Annotated in this window: 18 protein-coding genes; all 18 read right to left on the reverse strand. The window is 37.2% G+C overall.

Annotation, left to right across the window (positions count from 1 at the left end; all coding sequences use genetic code 11):
* Complete coding sequence (locus VPHSUH08_RS01660; RefSeq protein ID WP_004693380.1) at window positions 1-1,446, reverse strand: GNVR domain-containing protein; 1,446 nt, start codon at window positions 1,444-1,446, stop codon at window positions 1-3.
* 150 nt (window positions 1,447-1,596) lie between these two features.
* The gene (locus VPHSUH08_RS01665) at window positions 1,597-3,423 is read right to left on the reverse strand and encodes a nucleoside-diphosphate sugar epimerase/dehydratase (protein ID WP_004693378.1); all 1,827 of its coding nucleotides are present in this window, start codon (window positions 3,421-3,423) and stop codon (window positions 1,597-1,599) included.
* 37 nt (window positions 3,424-3,460) lie between these two features.
* Window positions 3,461-4,204 (reverse strand): polysaccharide biosynthesis/export family protein, encoded by a 744-nt coding sequence (locus VPHSUH08_RS01670; protein WP_004693377.1) that lies wholly within the window; start codon window positions 4,202-4,204, stop codon window positions 3,461-3,463.
* A gap of 408 nt (window positions 4,205-4,612) precedes the next feature.
* On the reverse strand, window positions 4,613-5,323 hold the full coding sequence (locus VPHSUH08_RS01675; RefSeq protein ID WP_004693374.1) for an ABC transporter ATP-binding protein: 711 nt from the start codon (window positions 5,321-5,323) through the stop codon (window positions 4,613-4,615).
* A gap of 1 nt (window position 5,324) precedes the next feature.
* Window positions 5,325-6,086, reverse strand: a complete 762-nt coding sequence (locus VPHSUH08_RS01680) for an ABC transporter ATP-binding protein (protein WP_004693372.1) — start codon at window positions 6,084-6,086, stop codon at window positions 5,325-5,327.
* An 11-nt stretch (window positions 6,087-6,097) separates the two neighbouring features.
* Window positions 6,098-7,111 (reverse strand): branched-chain amino acid ABC transporter permease, encoded by a 1,014-nt coding sequence (locus VPHSUH08_RS01685; RefSeq protein ID WP_004693371.1) that lies wholly within the window; start codon window positions 7,109-7,111, stop codon window positions 6,098-6,100.
* Entirely contained in the window at window positions 7,111-7,992 is an 882-nt protein-coding gene (locus VPHSUH08_RS01690; protein WP_105086569.1) for a branched-chain amino acid ABC transporter permease, read from the reverse strand. The genes VPHSUH08_RS01685 and VPHSUH08_RS01690 overlap by 1 nt, the downstream gene beginning before the upstream one ends.
* Before the next feature lie 16 nt (window positions 7,993-8,008).
* Window positions 8,009-9,157: an ABC transporter substrate-binding protein gene (locus tag VPHSUH08_RS01695; RefSeq protein ID WP_105086570.1), complete on the reverse strand. Its 1,149-nt coding sequence runs from the start codon at window positions 9,155-9,157 to the stop codon at window positions 8,009-8,011.
* A 120-nt stretch (window positions 9,158-9,277) separates the two neighbouring features.
* Window positions 9,278-11,197, reverse strand: a complete 1,920-nt coding sequence (locus VPHSUH08_RS01700) for an ABC-F family ATP-binding cassette domain-containing protein (RefSeq protein WP_105086571.1) — start codon at window positions 11,195-11,197, stop codon at window positions 9,278-9,280.
* A gap of 28 nt (window positions 11,198-11,225) precedes the next feature.
* Window positions 11,226-12,524: a type II secretion system protein GspD gene (locus VPHSUH08_RS01705; protein WP_105086572.1), complete on the reverse strand. Its 1,299-nt coding sequence runs from the start codon at window positions 12,522-12,524 to the stop codon at window positions 11,226-11,228.
* Window positions 12,506-13,354: a hypothetical protein gene (locus VPHSUH08_RS01710; RefSeq protein WP_004693360.1), complete on the reverse strand. Its 849-nt coding sequence runs from the start codon at window positions 13,352-13,354 to the stop codon at window positions 12,506-12,508. The genes VPHSUH08_RS01705 and VPHSUH08_RS01710 overlap by 19 nt, the downstream gene beginning before the upstream one ends.
* Before the next feature lie 125 nt (window positions 13,355-13,479).
* Window positions 13,480-14,469 carry a UDP-glucose 4-epimerase GalE gene (gene galE / locus VPHSUH08_RS01715; RefSeq protein ID WP_105086573.1) on the reverse strand — a complete coding sequence of 330 codons (990 nt, stop codon included), beginning with the start codon at window positions 14,467-14,469 and terminating at the stop codon, window positions 13,480-13,482.
* A gap of 9 nt (window positions 14,470-14,478) precedes the next feature.
* The gene (locus tag VPHSUH08_RS01720; RefSeq protein WP_004693356.1) at window positions 14,479-15,915 is read right to left on the reverse strand and encodes a glucose-6-phosphate isomerase; all 1,437 of its coding nucleotides are present in this window, start codon (window positions 15,913-15,915) and stop codon (window positions 14,479-14,481) included.
* 83 nt (window positions 15,916-15,998) lie between these two features.
* Window positions 15,999-16,277 carry a DUF1294 domain-containing protein gene (locus VPHSUH08_RS01725; RefSeq protein ID WP_004693353.1) on the reverse strand — a complete coding sequence of 93 codons (279 nt, stop codon included), beginning with the start codon at window positions 16,275-16,277 and terminating at the stop codon, window positions 15,999-16,001.
* A 20-nt stretch (window positions 16,278-16,297) separates the two neighbouring features.
* Window positions 16,298-17,221, reverse strand: a complete 924-nt coding sequence (locus VPHSUH08_RS01730; protein ID WP_004693351.1) for an NAD-dependent epimerase/dehydratase family protein — start codon at window positions 17,219-17,221, stop codon at window positions 16,298-16,300.
* Window positions 17,222-17,243: 22 nt separating this feature from the next.
* Window positions 17,244-17,969: a viroplasmin family protein gene (locus VPHSUH08_RS01735; RefSeq protein WP_004693349.1), complete on the reverse strand. Its 726-nt coding sequence runs from the start codon at window positions 17,967-17,969 to the stop codon at window positions 17,244-17,246.
* A 10-nt stretch (window positions 17,970-17,979) separates the two neighbouring features.
* Complete coding sequence (gene ybaK / locus VPHSUH08_RS01740; protein WP_004693347.1) at window positions 17,980-18,471, reverse strand: Cys-tRNA(Pro) deacylase; 492 nt, start codon at window positions 18,469-18,471, stop codon at window positions 17,980-17,982.
* Between the two features lie 81 nt (window positions 18,472-18,552).
* Window positions 18,553-19,551 carry a nucleoid-associated protein gene (locus tag VPHSUH08_RS01745; protein ID WP_004693344.1) on the reverse strand — a complete coding sequence of 333 codons (999 nt, stop codon included), beginning with the start codon at window positions 19,549-19,551 and terminating at the stop codon, window positions 18,553-18,555.
* Between the last annotated feature and the right edge of the window lie 26 nt (window positions 19,552-19,577).

Below are 19,577 nucleotides of genomic sequence, written 5' to 3' on the forward strand. Positions count from 1 at the left end.
TTAACCTCTCATTTTGCGCAACAATGCTATGATACGATTACTAGGCTCCTCGTATTCTTTTTCGTTATGATTTGGAATTACGCCCAAGTTTTGAATGCCAAGAATATCATTAATTTCTTGTACAGATTGAACTTTGCGATTACCGAAGAATTGGCCCAATGTATAGAGGCAACCAAAGATGAAGCCTAAAATGGCAGAGCCTAATAAAATAAGAATCTTACGTGGTGCAATCGCCTTTTCTGGCAATGTAGGAGGATCAACGATTTGAACTTCATTCGGTACCATAACCTCTGCTACCTTCGCTTCTTCTAAGCGAGTAGATAACATTTGATAGATATCTTGTGCCACATCTACATCACGTTTTGCTTGAATATAACCGCGTTCTTTTTCAGGTAATCCCTTTATAGCTTCTTCGTTTGCTTTATCTAGCTCAGCTAATGTAGATTGTTTACCTTGAGCTACAGCTAAAGCGGCTTCATTTTTAAACTTATCCGCTAGCAAGCCTTGTTGTGCAGAGTTGCTTGAAGGTGCTTGTTGAGATGCAATGGAGTTGATTTCAGCATTTAGACCACTTTTAGCTTCTTCAATTTGTTGATTAATTTCTTTCATCGCAGGATGTTCATCAGTATATTTACCAATATAAGAAGCTTTACGAGATTCTAAATCTGCTAACTGACCCTTATAGGCTTGAACCGTAGCACTATCAGCGATGCTTTTACCTGCAGAACCTAATTGCTCATTGATACTACCAAGTGCAGCTTGTGCCGTTTCTAAATCGAGTTGATTTTGAGCCTTCTCACGATCAATTAAAGTAATCTTATCAGTTAAGCCTTTCATCTGATCAGCTGTAGAGTACACCTTATTATCTACTTGGAATTGTTGCAATTTATTTTCTGCTTGCTCTAATTCAGATTTCGCAGTAACAACGCGTTTTTGTAAGAATTCACGAGTAGTTCGTTGTTCAACATGAGAAATTTCGGCAAGACGTTTCAAGAAGGTATCAATAAGTAATTGATTAGCTTCTTGTGCTTGCTCAGGGCTCTTACCAGTTACGCTTACTTGTAATAACTCGGTTTCTTTATACGGTTTAGTTTCAATGCGAGTTTTAACAAAATCTTCATATGTTGGCGCATTACCGGTACCTTCAGGATCTTCTATAGCAGTAATTACTGGCTCTACTACATTACGACTTTTTAAAATTTCTGCATCTGTGTTCATCAATTGACGAGACATAGAATCAGAATAGGCATTAGCACTAGATAATACAGAATTGCTCAAACCTTGAGCTTGTTTAATGCGCAACATCGATGTAGATTGATATGTAGATGGTGCAAGAAAGGCATACGCACCACCTAAAACCATACATGCTACCGTAATATTAATAATTTTACTGCGCTTTTTAATGAGGACTCTGCCCACCTCTTTTAAATCAATAATTTGTTCCACCCATATACCCCTTTCTGTAAAAGTATACAAACAACAGGGTCTCTCCCACTTAGAATATTAACTGTACCTAACCCTCTCAATAAAGGCACAATGTATCAAAATTAAAATAGTCTTATACATATATCGGGTAATAAATGTATCATCCACGACCTATACATTATGATTTGGATCGTATGTAGGAATGATATCCTGCAATACATTAATCACATCTATATCGGTTTTACATGTATCAAAGCGCTCTATTTCACGACTCAGCCATTCTTGATCAACATCTTCTAGAGCTGCTTCAAAAATTTTCTTATGCGTAGTAGTATTCGTACCTTCTCCGGCAGTTAATAGTTCTTCATATAACTTTTCACCTGGACGTAAGCCAGTAAATTCAATACGAATATCCTTATTAGGCTCAAAGCCAGAAAGGCGAATCATATTCTTAGCCAAATCGACAATTTTAACCGGTTCACCCATATCCAAAAGGAACACTTCTCCTCCATTCCCCATGGCACCAGCTTGAAGTACTAATTGACTGGCTTCAGGAATAGTCATGAAATAACGTGTCATTTCTGGATCTGTAACGGTTACAGGACCACCTGCTTCAATTTGTTTACGAAATAAAGGAATAACCGAACCACGGCTACCAAGTACATTACCAAAACGAACTGTTATAAACTTAGTATCATATGTGTGATTCATACCAAGTACAACTTTTTCAGCAACCCGTTTTGTAGCGCCCATAACGCTAGTTGGATTCACCGCTTTATCCGTGGAAATCATAACAAATCGATCTACCCCATGAGCTCCGGCTACATCCGCAACATTACGAGTACCATAAATATTATTTAATACCGCAGCAATTGGCTGGATTTCCATAAGAGGCACATGTTTGTGAGCTGCCGCATGAAATACTACATCAGGATTATAGTTTTTGAAAATTTGTTCTAATTGATTCTTATCGCGAATATCTGCAATGATTGGAACTAAGGTATCTTGGGGCGCAATATTGCGCAATTCTTGATGAATAAGATAAATACTATTTTCACCATGACCTAGAAGCAATAGCTTTTTAGGCTTTACACGTAAAACTTGACGACAAATTTCAGAACCAATAGAGCCCCCTGCACCAGTAACTAAAACCACTTTATCCTTAAGATATGTTTCAACCTTGGACGTGTCGAGCTGAATCTCATCACGCTCCAACAAGTCCTCGATTGAAACAGGATGTAAATGAGATACAAGAACTTCATCATCAAGTAATTGATACATCCCCGGTAAAATATTGATTTTACATTTTAAGGGAGAACAGATTTCCATGATTTCTTGAATAATATCTCGCTTCACGGAAGGCATGGCAATAATAATTTCTTCTACCTTATATTTAGCAACTAATGCTGGAATATCTTCACGATTACCGAGAATTCTAAAACCATTCATAAGACGATTATGTTTAAACATGTCATCATCAACATAACCAATCACTCGACGAGAACGCTTATGATATCGTTCAATTTCACGAGCTATAGTTGCACCTGCATCACCGGCGCCTATGATCAATGTATTCACTTGGCCACTTTCACCATCATCCCCACTGCTATAGTGAAGTGCCACATAATGAAGCAACATACGTCCCATACCTACAGCACCTGTAGTGAGGAACCATGTAATAAAATAGACAGAACGTGGTAATGACTTACCAAATACAAACATAGAGGAATAGAATAAAGCCGTACCAATTGTAGTCGCTACAAATACTGCTAATACCTCTCGCATCCCTGCATAGCGCCAAATACGTGTATATAAATGCATTATCAAGAACATCAACATATACGAAATAAGTAATAACGGAAGTGCATCCACCATTTGATTAATATATTGAGGTTCTATGTGTCCATCAAATCGAATAAAAAGACTGATAAAAGCAACGATTACAATTGTCACAATATCGGTAATAAACAATATGGATGGTAATAAATATGAACGCAAAAAAACGCCCCCTTATATGATAGATATCGCCTTATCTTTAATCCTTACCTATTCGTGATACCATATAAGCCCCTGTTAAGATTGGAGCAATATCACGAGCAAAGTTGATACGACTATTCTTAGTTAAGTAAAGAATATCACCTTCACGCATGATGTAGTTTTCAGACATATCTCCAGTTTGTAAAATACGATTCAAATTGATAGGAATCGGTTTCTCTGGATTATCTTGATGAATCAAGTAAATTTTCTTCTTTGCTGTATCCCAGTTAAAACTACCTGCAGCCCCAATCGCATCAATAACTGTACTAGATTTAGTCAACGTATAGGCGCCAGGCTTATTAATTTCACCAAATACATATACGCGAACACCGCCCAATTTCGATACATTTACTGTGATATCAGGATTAATGATATAACGAGACAAACCTTGCTGTAATTCAGCTGTAAATTCATCTACAGTTAAGCCATCTGCTTTTACAGCACCAACCATAGGAAACGATACATATCCATCTGGTCTGACGGTATACACAATGTCATTACCATTACGTGTACCAAGCTCTGCCTGCTGAACCACTTGAATATTCAGTTCATCGCCTTGACGCAGACGATATTCTTTATCAGAGCTAATTACAGATGCACTATTTTCCAATGGTGCATGGCCTTCCATTTGTACATTCTTAGCATTATAAGGCTGATTAGTATTTATATTAACTGGTGCAGCCATAGCCATTGTTGTAGTACATAAGAATGTAGCCATCATCATATACTGTTTCTTCTTCATACTTACCTCTTTTTTATTCAACTTATTTAATTCATCACTTAATTATTGATGTATCTTATATCTAAAAAATCAGTCATGCTATTTTATCATTTTTTTAAATATACTTCTACAAATCTAGTATCTTCTAGGCGAACTTCATAAAATCTTCAACAACGATTCCTTAAAAATACAGTATTTTCAATATATGTTCATTAATAATTATTTGCTTTTTTCATTCCTAATTCACTAGATTTATTATTGATTTTCTTAAAAATAATAAAAATTTTATAAACTCACTTCATTATCAGCTCACATAGTGCTCCTATTTATATCAGAATTAGTGATAAAAAATAAGGTGTATATACTAGAAATCTAGTATATACACCTTATTCAAAGTTTCTGACACTAATGATCGCTTTATATAATTACTTATTCAACACGACCGCCTAAATAAGCTTCCATAACACGAGGATTATGGCGAACTTCATCAGCAGATCCAGATAATACCATTTTACCAGTCTCCAAAACATACGCATAATCAGCAATCTTCAATGCTTGACGTACATTTTGTTCTACTAAAAGAACTGTTGTTCCATCGGCACTAATTTCTTTAATGGTTTCAAAGATCTCATTTACTACTAAAGGCGCAAGGCCCATAGATGGTTCATCTAGTAATAACAACTTTGGACGAGCCATAAGTGCACGACCAATAGCTAACATTTGCTGTTGACCACCAGATAAAGTACCACCCAATTGATAGCTTCGTTCGTCAAGAATAGGGAATCGTTTAAATACCTTTTTAATATCTGCTTCGATTTCTTTATCTTTACGTGTATAAGCACCCATTTCAAGATTCTCATAAACACTCATATCTTGTAGTATTTGACGTCCTTCAGGAACTAATGAGATACCATTTTGTACAACTTGATGAGTTTGACGACCTGTAATATCTTGACCTTCAAAAATCACTCGACCAGATGTGGGTTTTACAAGTCCCATAATAGTCTTCATCGTAGTAGTCTTACCGGCACCATTAGCACCAATAAGAGATACAATCGAACCTTGTGGAACCTCTAGGCTTATATCTTTTAAGGCTGTAATATGTCCATAACCAGCCACAATATTTTCTAGTTTTAACATATTACACCTCTTCTTTTCCTAAGTATGCTTCAATTACAGCTTCATTATTTTGAATTTCTTGAGGTGTACCTTCGGCAATTTTCTTGCCAAAGTTAAGTACTACCAAACGATCGCAGATATTCATCATTAATTCCATGGCATGTTCAATAACCACAACAGTAATACCTAGGTCACGAATCTTGCCAATCAATTGACGCAGAACTTCAGTTTCACTATCATTCATACCTGCTGCCGGTTCATCAAGCAAGATTAACTGCGGATGTGTAGCTAAGGCACGAGCAATTTCAAGACGACGTTGCTTACCATACGGTAATGATGTGGCAACCTCTTCCGCATCATCTTCAAGCCCTACAAGCTTTAAAAACTCATAGGCAATACCACGGCAACGTTCTTCTTCAATACGTTGACGTTTTGTTTTCAAAAAGCTAGATAGGAATCCAGAGCCGGTGCGACAATGCATACCAGTTAAAACAGTTTCAAGAGCTGTCATATTGCCAAAGAGACGAATATTTTGGAATGTGCGAGCAATGCCCATTTCAACAGTTCTATGAGGCTTAATCCCTACAGCAGACATACCATCAAAAACAATTTCGCCTGAACTTACTGGGAATACACCTGTAATCAAGTTGAACAGTGTCGTCTTACCAGCACCATTTGGACCAATAACACCAAATACTTCACCTTGTTTAACGCCAAAAGATACTCCTGTGAGGGCTGCAACGCCACCAAAGCTTTTACTTACGTCATTTAATTCTAATAGCATTCAGTTCCCTCCTATCCTTGTTTTTCTTCTTGTTGTTTGCGTTTATATGCTTCAAAACGTTCTGTCAACACTTGTGATTCAGGAATATATGGAGCTTTTTTAAAACCTAATTTACGACTAATTTTGTCTACCATAGATTCTGTTAAAATACCATCTGGGCGAACTGCCATCAAAATAACGAGTAATGCACCGTAGATGATGTCCCGATAATCGGATAAGAAGCGTAATACTTCTGGCAATAATGTAAGAATAAAGGAACCTAATACGGAGCCCCATACTACATTAGAACCACCAAATACAGGGAATAATAAGATTTGAACAACCTTATGGTAGCTAAAGTCTGTAGGATTTATAAAGTTTGTAATATGAGCATACAAACCACCGCCAATACCAGCGATGAAAGCACCAATGATAAAGGCCATCATCTTATAGTATACAACGTTAATCCCCATCAATTCTGCTGCATGATCATCAGCCTTAATCGCTGCAAAGGCACGGCCCACACGACTATTATTGATTCGTACACAAAAGGCAATAATCAATACTAAAATAGCTAACAAAATAATGATAGCCATTAGATTGCCCCATGCAACAGCATCAATGCCCATTAAACCATCGAGATCAAATTCATAGGCATAATTTGTCAATTCTTGAGGAATGGATGGAATACCAGAAAGGCCTAATGCACCATTTGTAATATCCAAATTCAAGAAAATAACACGCACAACTTCGCCAAATCCAAGTGTAGCAATGGCAAGATACAAACCTTTAAGACGTGTTGTTGGCAAACCGATAATAACAGCCACAAGACTAGCAACTAAGCCACCAATAATAATGCCTACAACGATAGGCAAATCAGCTTTCAAAGAAAGAATAGCGCCTACGTATGCACCAACACTCATAAAGCCAGCAGCCCCTAAAGAAAGCTGTCCACTTGCCAGTGTGAAATAAATTGAAATACCCATGATAGCATTGATGATGAAAAACATCACGATCTGTAGATAATACGGGTTCAATAAATCCATTATGGTCTCCCCCCTTTATCTTTAGATCCAAACAAGCCTTGTGGGCGCCAGAATAATAATAGGATGATGAGACCAAAGGCCACAGCATCACGGAATGTAGATGCGCCATATGCAACAGAGAAGATTTCTGCTACGCCTAAAATGAAGCCGCCAACCATGGCGCCTGTAATATTACCAAGACCACCTAAGATAAGTACTGCGAGGCCTTTAAAGCCGATAATAACGCCCATTGTAGGCTCAATAGCATTAAAGGACAAACCTACTAATACGCCTGCAGCAGCACCTAAGGCAGATGCAATCATAACAGTAACAGATATAATCATTGTTGGATTAATACCCAAAAGAGCTGCCGTTTCTGTACTCATGGATACAGCGCGAATGGCCTTACCAATTTTAGTTTTCTTAATAACTATATTAAGAATGAGCATTAGCACAACAGAAACGCCTAAGCCAATAATTTGTACCATGGAAATTTTGAAAGCTCCAAAGTCGATTAGGCCACCAATATAGTCTGGTGGGAACGATCTAGTTTGAGGGCCCCAAAGCAATAATGCCAAACTTTCAAGGAAAATAGAAACACCAATGGTACTAATAAGTGGTGCCAAGTGAGACACCTTTTTCTTACGAAGTGGACGAAGTGCCACAAATTCTAAAAGATAACCAAGGATAGCACCCACAGCCATAGCTACGATAAGGGCTACAAAAATGTTAACGTCAAAAACAGTTACCATAAAAAGACCAACGAAGGCACCTATCATAAAGATGCCTCCGTGTGCCATGTTGATGATATTTAAAACGCCAAACACAAGTGTTAAGCCAATAGCGAGTACAGCATATAAGCTACCGAGGGTTAATCCGTTAACTAATTGTTGTAAAAACACTATACTACCTCAACTTTTATTTTTTTAATGCGTCAAATTGACCGTTTTTAATTTGTAAAACTTGAACTTCCATGGAAGGGTCGCGTTTTTCGTTGAACTTGAATTGACCAGTTACACCAACAAAGTCAGCAATATTTTTCAAAGCATCACGGAATTTTTCACGATCTGTAGTGGAACCTGCTTTTTTCAAAGCTGCTTCATAGAGGTATACCGCATCATAAGCTTGAGCTGCGAATTGGTCTGGTTCTTTACCGTATTTATCTTTGTAAGCTTTACGGAAATCTTTTACCTTTTGATCGTCTTTGTTAGGGAACCAAGGTGTACCTACAATAACGCCATCAGCTGCAGCACCTGCAATTTTAATGAATTCAGGGCTGTTAAAGCCATTGGAACCAACTACAGGTTGATTCATACCCATTTCACGCATTTTTTTCATGATCAATGCGCCTTCTTGGTAAAGAGAAGCAACTACGATAACATCAGGTTTTGCTTGTTGAATCTTAGTTAATTGTGCAGAGAAATCAGTATCTTTATCTGCAAATGTTTCAGTATCAACGATTTGTACTCCTTCAGATTCCAATGCTTTACGAGCTGTATTATTTACAGATACCATTTGGTCATTGTTGTTGGAGTACATAATAGCTGCAGTTTTGAAGCCTAAAGTTTTATGTGCTTCTTTAATTGCAGTATCTACTGCCAAGGATTCAGGTACTGCATTACGGAAAATGTAATCGCCGATATCTGTAATACCTTCAGCAGTTGTAGATGTACCAAGAGCTACGATTTTACTTTTGTTTGCTACAGGACCAGCTGCCATCATTTCACCAGATAACATTGGTCCGATAACAGCTACAACTTTATCCTTAGAAATTACTTTATTCATTGCATTAATTGCTTCGTTTTTATCACCTTTAGTATCTTCTACTAATAAGTTAATTTTTACAGCATTTGCATCAGCGTTAATTTCGCTTACTGCCAATTCTGCACCAGCTTTAATGGACTCACCATATGCTGCTGCACCACCAGTTGTTGTTGTCAACAATGCGATTTTAGCTTCATTGCTATTTGCATTACCTGCATCTTTATTACTGCCACAACCAGCAGCAACTGCCATTACACCAGCAAGGCCAAAAATGGCTGCTTTTTTTAACATGGATTTATTCATGTTACACCCTTCCTTTAAAACATAAAACTTTGATTCTATACCTATATTATGAGAAATTTCAATCTTTTGTCAATTAAAAGAAAATGATTTTAATTCCTTAATAATATATACATTAAAAAGCTATTCACATAGCCGTTCCCACTTCTCATATAATGAATCCAACTCAGTTTGAGTCTCTTCAATTTGTATGGAAATTTTAGACATTTCATCTAAATCTTGCTGAACTACAGGATTCGCTAATTGCACTTCATACATCTTCATCGTCGCCTCTAAACGAGCAATTTCAGCTTCTACCTCAGCTAATTGTTTTTCTACCATATAAGCATTTGGCTTCTTCTGATTTTCCTCTGTAGCTTCTGATGCTGAAAGCATTGACTCATTAGTAGGAGTAGCTTTACTATCACTCTTACTGCTCTCAAAGTTTTTCTCATTAGCTAATGCTAATAAGTCTTCTTGCTCTTTCAGTTTTTCCTTATAGTATGAATAATTACCGAGGTACTCTGTAATTTTACCTTCATCTAGAATTACTGTTTTTGTAGAAACTTGATCTAAGAAGTATCTATCATGAGAAATAATAAAGCAAGTCCCTTCAAACTGTTGTAATGCTCTCTCTACAATTTCTCGTGTAGGAATATCTAAATGGTTTGTCGGTTCATCTAAAATTAGGAAATTATCGCCTTGAAGAAATAACTTAAGTAAAGCTAACCGAGCTCGCTCACCACCCGATAATTCACCTACTAACTTAAATACATCATCCCCTTTAAATAAGAACGACCCAAGCACATTACGCGCCTTATCCTCACTGTAGTTAAAGTAATTCATAATCTCTTCTACTACCTGCCAAGAATCGTGCAGCTCTTCGTGCTCTTGTGAGAAGTAACCGACTTGTACGCGATTGCCAATATCTACATGACCATTTTCAGGGAATAATTCTCCTACAATAGTTTTCACCAGTGTAGACTTACCAGCTCCATTAGGCCCGATAAGTGCTACGGATTCACCACGTCGAACAACAAGAGAGATATCATTAATAATACGACTTTCACCATATCCGACAGATAAATGATCCAAGACTAAAACTTTGTCAGCACTCATCGCTGCGGGAGGAAAAGAAAATTGTAAATGATGTGAAGTAACAGGTGCCTCTAGACGTTCTAATCGATTGAGTTGAGACTGACGGCCACGAGCCATTTTAGACTTGATACCAGCACGGTATTTATCTATATAAGCCTCTGTTTTCTTAATGTACTCCTGTTGCTTTTCATAGGCCACCATATCTGCCTTTAAGCGTTCATCCCGTTGTTGAATATACCGACTATAGTTACCGCGATAGGTTGTGGCTTTGTGATTATCTAACTCTACAACACCTGTGACAATACGGTCTAAAAAATACCGGTCATGACTTACAATGAGAATTCCACCCTGATAGGCAGATAAATAACCCTCTAACCACTCAAGCATATCCATATCTAAATGGTTTGTCGGTTCGTCTAAGAATAAAAAATCAGGACTACGTACTAATGCTTTAGCTAAGTTAATACGTGTTTTTTGACCACCTGAAAATGCATTAGCCGGCTTATCTAAGTCATCGTCAGTAAAACCAAGACCATAGACTATGCGCTTTGTCTTTTGCTCATAGTCATACCCACCTAACCATTCTAGACGATTCTGTAAATAATCTAAGCGTTGTAAATCCGATTCGCTAGCCTCTTCAGTTTCCAAACGACTAGTGAGCTCTTTTAATTGTTTTTCCAATGCATGAACATCGGCCCAAGCCTTTTCTATTTCCGTAGCAAGGCTATCATCTCCCAGATTTACATCTTGTTGTAAATAGCCAATACTAGCAACAGGCGACTTGACTACATTACCTTCATCCAGCTCTTCATAGCCTAATATGCACTTTAACAAAGTAGATTTCCCAGCCCCATTAGGGCCTACCAAAGCGAGTCGATCCCCTTCTTTTAACTCAAAGGACACATTGGAAAATACTTGGCGCACTCCAAACGATTTTCCAAGGCCTATCATTCGAATGCGTTCCATTCACAACCTCCTAATCATTTACTCTTCATTATACCACAGTTGCCCTCACTAACATTAACATTTCTATAGAATCTTTTGTTTTTCGACTATGACGGAATAATTTTCCTAACAAAGGGATATCTCCTAAAATAGGTATCTTTTGTATTTGATGTTGATCTCGATTGTCCATGAGTCCACCAATAACCAGCACTTCTCCTGGTTGTAATCGTACTCTTGTATGTGCTTGACGTGTGCTTATTTTATAGGCTTTCATTTCAGATACCATAATAGGTGTACTCACCTCTGCATGTATTTTAGCATCTACACCATCATCAGCAGTAATAATAGGAGTATAATTCAACTTAATGCCCACCTCTTCATAACGAGTAGAACGCTTTCGTTCTCCATTCACTTCCGATTCTTCTATAACTGGTATTCTTTCACCTATCAAGATATGTGCAGTCTCACCATTGATAGCCATAATAGATGGCTTTGCAATTAGAACGGCTTTACCTGAGCTTTCCATAAGACTTAGCTCTGGTTTTACAAAGAACTTATAGGCCTCTCCAGTCGGGGTTTTGCCAAAGGTAACGGCACCATAGGAATGTGTTTTATCTTCTCCATGACCTGTCAAGCTAAGCCAAGACCATCTAAATCCTTGTTCCTTAGCATAGGATTGTTCCATAGCAATGATGGTAGCTTCTAATTGCACTTGTTTTGGTTCCTTGTCGATAGCACGTACTAAGGTTTCTACACGTCGCTTTTCTCCACTCGTCAAATGCATAATTACTTCGTTTTGTTCTGAAAGCACTGCCATTTTATCGTTTTTTACCACTGTGCCTACCACATTTTTCAAAGACTCAGCTGGCAAATGTTCAGGTGATATAACATATAGCTCTCTTTTTTCAAGTGTTTCATCATCAGAATCAATAAGAAGGGTATTATGCTCCTTCGATACGGAAAAATGATATAACTTACCTAACTCATTAATAATTGCTTCTGGTGATTCTCCCTTTACAGTGGCCGTAATACTCCCTTTTAACGACTCTACACCAATAACGGATATACCATAACTACGACAAATGCCTAAGACGGTCTCCTTTAAGGATGCATTGCGTACAGAAATCGTTATGAGTTTGTTCTCAATATTTTTTTCATTTTTAGCTACTTCACCACTATTTACAATGTTTTCAGAACTACTAGTAGTTATCCTATCAGTACCATTAGCAAATACCATGAAGGGAGTTACAAGCATGACGACCATCCATAAGCTTATTTGCAATATAACAGTCACTATAATCTTATCTATAAATGTTAGACCTATAAAACTTATTCGATTCTTAGCCACCGTGATGAACCTCCTTCAATAATTTCTACACCACTTGCAGTTATCTTAGATACTAATATTTCTTTCCAGACACTTCCTATACTAACCATTTGTTCCTCTGTGCCTTTTCGTAAAATGGCAATATTCTGTTGTCCCTCAATAATACCTATAAGCTCTATGGGATGTTGTTTAGTAGGATGGCTTACAGTAGTTTGTATACTGGATTTAACTGGTCCAACACTAGTATCTTGCCCCTTTATTTCAATATAATTATTTCTATGTTTTTTATTATTTCTTATTTGTTGATATTTTCCATTTCTACGACTTTTATCTTCCGCTTTTCCAAAAGTACTCAGTTCATCATCGGACTCATATAAATTATTATTTATATCAACGAAATTGCCATTACTATCTTTAGTTATCTTATTCTGACCAAGTAAATCATCTATAGGAATATCTTTAAAAACCTCTCGCCAAGGATTTGCTCGCTCAACACCGGTGATATCATATAATAATCGTCCATGAACATTGCTTTTTACCTCTCTGTCCTTTACATCTTTTATATCACTTTCATCTTTAAAATAATTCTTTCCTTTCCCTGTTCTATTACCATGTGTTGTTTCGTTTGATAATTTCTCTGAGCCTCGTTCATTTTGATTACCCTCTCTACTATTAGATTGATCTAAACTAATATGAACATTTTCCTCCTCATGAGGATAAAAAATACCAATACCTAAAAGGGCCACCGTAATGATAAGGAAAATACCAAGTGCAAACTTATAGTGGCGCATAATAAAATGCTGCTTATCAATCCACATTTTCATACGTTCTATATAGTCTCGTAAATTCATAATCCACCTCCTGCTGACATATTCTAGGAGGCTCTTTTAAAATCCTACAAAAAAATGACTCTACCAGTCACCACGGTGACTAATAGAGTCATTCATTATATTGACAAATCAAAACTATTTGTTCTTTATTTACTACTAAACCCATCTGGATGAGATGTATGCCAATGCCATGCATCTTTGATAACATCAGCAACATTACTAAATTTAGGATCCCAACCAAGTAAATTTTTAATTTTTTCAGAGGACGCAATTAATGTTCCTGGATCACCAGCACGGCGATCACCATATTGAACAGGAATATCGATACCTGTAACCTCTTTTGCAGTCTCGATGATTTCCTTTACAGAGAATCCATTGCCACTACCAAGATTAAATACTTGAGATTCTCCGCCTTTACGTAAGTAGTCCATAGCCAATACGTGAGCAGTTGCTAAATCATTGACATGAATATAGTCGCGTACACATGTGCCATCAGCCGTATCATAATCAGTACCAAATACAGTTATATGCTCTCTTTTACCGCGAGCCGAATCTAACACAAGTGGAATCAAATGAGTTTCAGGATGATGGTCTTCTCCAATCATACCAGACGGATCTGCACCGGCCGCATTGAAATAACGCAACGCAACATATGTAGAACCATAGATAGAACTATAATCAGACAACATTTCTTCTATCATCAATTTAGTGCGACCATATACATTTGTTGGTTGCAGTTGAGCATCCTCACGAATAGGCACTACCTTTGGCTCACCATACACAGCAGCCGTACTAGAAAATACAAAATGCTTTATACCTGCGGTACGAGCAGACTCAATAAGGTGATAGGAACCAACTACATTATTTTCATAATAAATAGCTGGATTTTGCATGGATTCACCAACTTGTGAGTGAGCAGCAAAATGCATTACACCTAGGATGTTATGTTCTTTCATAATGCCTACTAGTTTAGGATCTGCAATATCCATATTGTAGAACTTTACCCCTTCAGGAATAGATTCTACATGCCCTCGAGATAAATTATCTACAATGATTGGTGTATATCCTGCTTGTTGTAAAGCACGTACAGTATGACTCCCAATATAACCAGCACCACCTGTTACTAAAATATTCATAGTTCCCCCTCATGAATTATGTACATCCTTTGCTCGAGCCAATTTGGGCCCAATGAGACGCTTATAAACCTCTACCCCTGGTTGATCAAAAGCATCAACGCCCGCAAAAATGGACTCAAAATAAACGGCCCAACAATGCATAAACATAATTTCCCCTAAATGGAATGCGTTTAATGTTGGTACAATTATAGTCATGTTAAAACGATTGTCACTAGACAATGCTTCTCTATTAGCATCTAAAGCAATATTTAAAATATCACAAATGCCTACATCAGATAGAGAGTGTAAACGTTCATATTGACTATAAGAATCTGGAACAATGAGATTATGTTTCCAGTCCTTAACCTTAATAAATTGAACTACCTTATTTAGGCGCCCCTCTTGATGCTCTTGAACTTGAGCATGCATATCCATAGTACCTACTGCAGCTACTGGCGTACGGCCATATGGTAGACAAGTATTACTCATTTTTCCAAGAGATTCGGATAGGAGCTGTACATACCAATCAGATAATGAGTGGAGTGCTTCACTATAAGGCATAAACACCTCTATAATACGACCATATCGTTCAGATGCAATATATTTCAATAATGCACTTAAAAGGCCTGGATTTTTAAAAATGTCTTCTTCTTGACATGCTACATCCATAGATGCAGCACCAGCTAAAAATCCTTCAATATCAAATCCTACAAGAGCGGCCGTTACAAAACCAACTTCTGTAAATACAGAGAAACGACCACCTACGCCATAAGGAATACTATAGGTCTTCCAATTATTTTCTATCGCCATAGATCGTAAAATCGTAGGATGTTCATCATCAGATACATCTGTAACAGCTATCACTTCGTAGTTAATATTACGATCTTGTAAAGCCTTCTCCAAAATCATGAAGTTAGCCATAGGTTCAATGGTAGATCCAGACTTAGAATTAATAACGAGCATCACCTTATAATCAGGACCTTTTTTCTGAGCTTGACACTCTAACGTACGAATTAGCCCTACTAAGTAATCACCATCCACATTAAAGCCTGCAAAGTACATTCTAGGATAGCCGTCGCGTTCCTCTGCACTGTAGTTATTCCAAAATGCTCCACATTGCACATCAAAAATAACTTTGCTTCCCAAATAGGAGCCCCCAATACCTAGAGATACAACCGTATCAATATTATGGCGTGCATAGTCACGTAATTCGTAGAGCCGCTCTAACATATCTGGTGTATTGATACCATCTTCTGAAATATATGGAAGTTGGTAAAACAACACAGGTTCAGGTAAACCATCTTTAGAAACATGACCTTCTTCGAAGCCTGTAGAACGCAAAATATTTGTATGGCGCCATACATTTTGTATAGCTCGTTCAAAATTATTCACATCGCGTTCTTGTATGCAACTTTCATTATATATATTAGCATAATCTAACTCAAAACCTGATTGTAATCGCAACATCAAATATCTCCTTCACTGACATTTTATGTACAATATTCTCTTATTATATCATAAAAGAATGAATAAAATATTAGTTTATACAATCATTTCACCCACAAGCCATAACCGAATCCAACCGCATATACAGACCAAAGTAATGCAAAAGGAATGGCTAATTTAAATTTAAGCTTTAACGTCTTATGACGCCATAGGACCATGCCTAATAAAGCACCAACACCCCCAAAGGCAAACGCTAAAAATAATAATGTGAACTCTGAAATCCGATCATATCCATTAATGGCACATAATTTATCATATCCATACAGGCTAAATACGATAAAATTCCATATACCTACGGTCACCCAAAATTGTGTATCACTCATATCCCCAAACCTTATACCCCTTACTTATGATGAGCTTTAAAGTATTCTAATGTCTTTTGTAAGCCGTCCTCTAATGTTGTAGTAGCAGTAAAGCCAAAATCACGTTCAGCTTTCACATTACTTAAGCGCGAATGTTTAATATCTCCTATACGCTCATCTTCATAATAAACCATAAAATCTGTCCCGCTAATAGTCCGGAATCGCGTAATCAACTCATTCACAGATGTTCCCTTATTGGTAGATATATTATAAATACCTGTGCATTGACCATTCCCCATAGCCTTAATGTTAGCATCTACCACATCATCTACATAAATGAAATCTCTAGTTTGCTCACCATCACCAAATACAGTTAATGGTTGCCCTTCGACAATCAAGCGGTTGAAAATACTGATAACACCACCTTCACCACCATCACCTTGACGTGGTCCATATACATTAGCATATCTAAAGCATACTGTATTTAATCCAAAAGCTTCATGATAAATTCGCAAGTAGCCTTCTGCAGTAAGCTTTGTTAAGCCGTAAAAAGACGAAGGCATACCACTCAAGTCTTCAGTCAATGGTAATACTGCCAAGTCGCCATATACAGCAGCTGATGAAGGCATTAAAAATTGTTCAACATTCACTTTACGACAAGCATCGAGAACATTAATAAGCCCTATTAGATTTACATCACAGTCATAACTTGGGTTCTCCATGGAGGATTGTACCATTGTTTGCGCCGCTTCATGGAAAACAATAGACGGCTTAAACTCTTCAAATACAGATAGTAATTTTGGATCTCGTACATCCATCTCAATAAATTGAGCATCTTCATGTACAAAGGAGCGCATACCTGTAGATAAATTATCTATAACGAGTACATCGTGACCTAATTCAATTAATCTATCAACTAAATGAGAACCAATAAATCCGGCCCCACCAGTAACACATATATTCATAGCGCCCTCCCTTCTAACATCTTTAAATACCTGCACCTTGTTTTGCTAGTGCATCAGCCATTTCATTATATGTATCGCCCGTATGAGCAACCACCTTGTGAAAGTAAACTCGCACACGATTTTTTATAGAATCATAAAATGCTGAGTACTCTTGGGTTAGCTCATTATTACGTTTCCATCCCTTAGTAGCCCACATTTCTATGCCCATATAATCATAGTAAAGTGAACATTCAGAAATCCCATTATCAACGGCGTATTTCATAACATGCATAGCAGCCAACAACTCGCCAGCTACATTCCAAAACGATGTATATCGTTTATCAGTAGAGGAAAAAGAAAATGTTTTCCTCTTGCCATTCAAAAAGATAACCCCACCTGCCCCAACAGTATTGGTCTCTTTATTATAACTACCATCGATATACGCAACCATATAGTTTGGAGTAGTAAAATCTGGTTTCACAACATTTGCTGATACTTTACTTTGAATACTAGAACTAGAAACTATAGGCCTAGAATTTTTAGATTTAAACTTCACTTCTTGTGGCGATTTAAGTTCACTCTTTTTAGCACTCATAAAATCACTTAAAGACAAACCTGAATCCTCTACAAAAGCACGTGCTTCGGCTTCTGTCGAAAATGATTTGTAGATAGCACCACCATAGCCCTTTACTTGTTTTTCACAGTCAGACCATGTAGTGTAAACTCCTGGTACACGACCCTGACGAACAGCATAAAACTTTTTTGCCATACGCCCCCCCTTAATGGTCCATTGTCAGTTCAACAAATTCAGCATTTACAACAGATGCCAAATCCTTTGGATTTACCTTCATTTGCATACCGCGTAAACCTGCGCTTACATATACAAACTTTTGGGGTTCCATAGTAGCATCAAAATAGGTAGGGAATGCTTTTTTCATGCCTACTGGAGAACATCCACCGCGCAAATAACCTGTAATACCTAACAAATCCTTAACATGAACAAGCTCTACAGACTTATTATGACTAACACGTGCTGCCTGTTTCATATCTAACTCTTCAGCCACAGGAATACAGAATACTACATATCCAATTTTGTCACCTTTGCCAACTAATGTTTTAAAGACTTGTTTCTCATCGAGTTTTAATGCTTCTACTACATGAAGGCCAGCAGCACGCTCTTCAGACCACTCATATTCGCTAATACTATAAGGTATCTTATGAGTATCTAAAATACGTAATGCGTTTGTTTTTTTATGTTTCTCTTTACTCATCATAACCTCCATATACTAGCATAGCAAATAAATTTAATCATTACATAATATATTTCTATAGACAAATATAATTTTTCATTACTATTTATTTACGATTTTATTAATATTTTTTAATTCAATACGCAAAGTACCATCATCATTAGTTTTTATCTCAATAAACTCACGATTTTTCATATATTCTACAGGAAATGAAATCTCAATACCTGTATCTGTTTTAATCTTATGATGCTCTCCAACCTTCGTGGCAAACTCACGATTGACTGGCAAAGGACGCAGCATATCCGCATCAGCTAATTCTTTTTTTGCCGCCTCTTGTTGAATAGGATTCGCTTTAAATACCTCTTCTACAATACGAACAGGATCAACGGTATCTGATACTTCTGCATTTTTAGCAATCATAGATTTAGCGGTTGTCAACTCAACAACGCCATCAGACTCATGAGCTTGAGCCACCTTATCTACGATAGTCTTTACCTTTCTCACCGTATCTCGCGAGGATTGATTAGTCCCTAATTGCAAGACCTTATCTGCTAGGATATAGGATACCTCACCATCAAATTCCCCTTTAGGTTCAAAAATTCGAACGCTAAAATCATGCAAATTAATGGATGCAAAGGCACGTAATTTTTGTGATGGCATAGGTAGTACTGCCTTATGAGAAACAAGTTCTGTAGCCAATGTACCATCATCTTCACTGAATAATTGATGGGTAAAAGCATCATGAGCTTGACACAAAAGAATACAAACATAAGGCGTATCCGTAACGGCTTCACAGATAATTGTATCAATAACAACAGAATCAGTAGCTTGTTTCATGTAAGAAAATAAGCTTTCACCTAAATTCTTACATAAATCAATAAACTTAAGCTCTCCATTTTTATAATCTAATAATTGTTTGCCCACAGGGCTCGCATCATGTAAGATTCCGGTTCTAGCCCCTGGATCTTTAAAAGCCTTAACTACATGATTTGCTATATAATCTTGTATAGCTTGATCCCCAACCTTTAATTCATGTTCAGAATATACAGCTAACGAGGATGTAAAGTCGAAAATCTCTAGCGCCGCCTTATTAATCTGCATGATGCCTCCTTGTAGTACAAAAAATG

This window comes from Veillonella sp. S13054-11, from assembly GCF_002959795.1.
GTDB classification, from domain to species: Bacteria; Bacillota; Negativicutes; order Veillonellales; family Veillonellaceae; genus Veillonella; species Veillonella parvula_E.

Coding starts and splice junctions, on each gene's coding strand:
- VPHSUH08_RS01670 (WP_004693377.1), bottom strand. CDS start 4,204: ATGAAGAAGAAACAGTATATGATGATGGCTACATTCTTATGTACTACA.
- VPHSUH08_RS01675 (WP_004693374.1), bottom strand. CDS start 5,323: ATGTTAAAACTAGAAAATATTGTGGCTGGTTATGGACATATTACAGCC.
- VPHSUH08_RS01680 (WP_004693372.1), bottom strand. CDS start 6,086: ATGCTATTAGAATTAAATGACGTAAGTAAAAGCTTTGGTGGCGTTGCA.
- VPHSUH08_RS01685 (WP_004693371.1), bottom strand. CDS start 7,111: ATGGATTTATTGAACCCGTATTATCTACAGATCGTGATGTTTTTCATC.
- VPHSUH08_RS01695 (WP_105086570.1), bottom strand. CDS start 9,157: ATGAATAAATCCATGTTAAAAAAAGCAGCCATTTTTGGCCTTGCTGGT.
- VPHSUH08_RS01700 (WP_105086571.1), bottom strand. CDS start 11,197: ATGGAACGCATTCGAATGATAGGCCTTGGAAAATCGTTTGGAGTGCGC.
- VPHSUH08_RS01710 (WP_004693360.1), bottom strand. CDS start 13,354: ATGAATTTACGAGACTATATAGAACGTATGAAAATGTGGATTGATAAG.
- galE (WP_105086573.1), bottom strand. CDS start 14,469: ATGAATATTTTAGTAACAGGTGGTGCTGGTTATATTGGGAGTCATACT.
- VPHSUH08_RS01720 (WP_004693356.1), bottom strand. CDS start 15,915: ATGTTGCGATTACAATCAGGTTTTGAGTTAGATTATGCTAATATATAT.
- VPHSUH08_RS01725 (WP_004693353.1), bottom strand. CDS start 16,277: ATGAGTGATACACAATTTTGGGTGACCGTAGGTATATGGAATTTTATC.
- VPHSUH08_RS01730 (WP_004693351.1), bottom strand. CDS start 17,221: ATGAATATATGTGTTACTGGTGGGGCCGGATTTATTGGTTCTCATTTA.
- VPHSUH08_RS01735 (WP_004693349.1), bottom strand. CDS start 17,969: ATGGCAAAAAAGTTTTATGCTGTTCGTCAGGGTCGTGTACCAGGAGTT.
- ybaK (WP_004693347.1), bottom strand. CDS start 18,471: ATGAGTAAAGAGAAACATAAAAAAACAAACGCATTACGTATTTTAGAT.
- VPHSUH08_RS01745 (WP_004693344.1), bottom strand. CDS start 19,551: ATGCAGATTAATAAGGCGGCGCTAGAGATTTTCGACTTTACATCCTCG.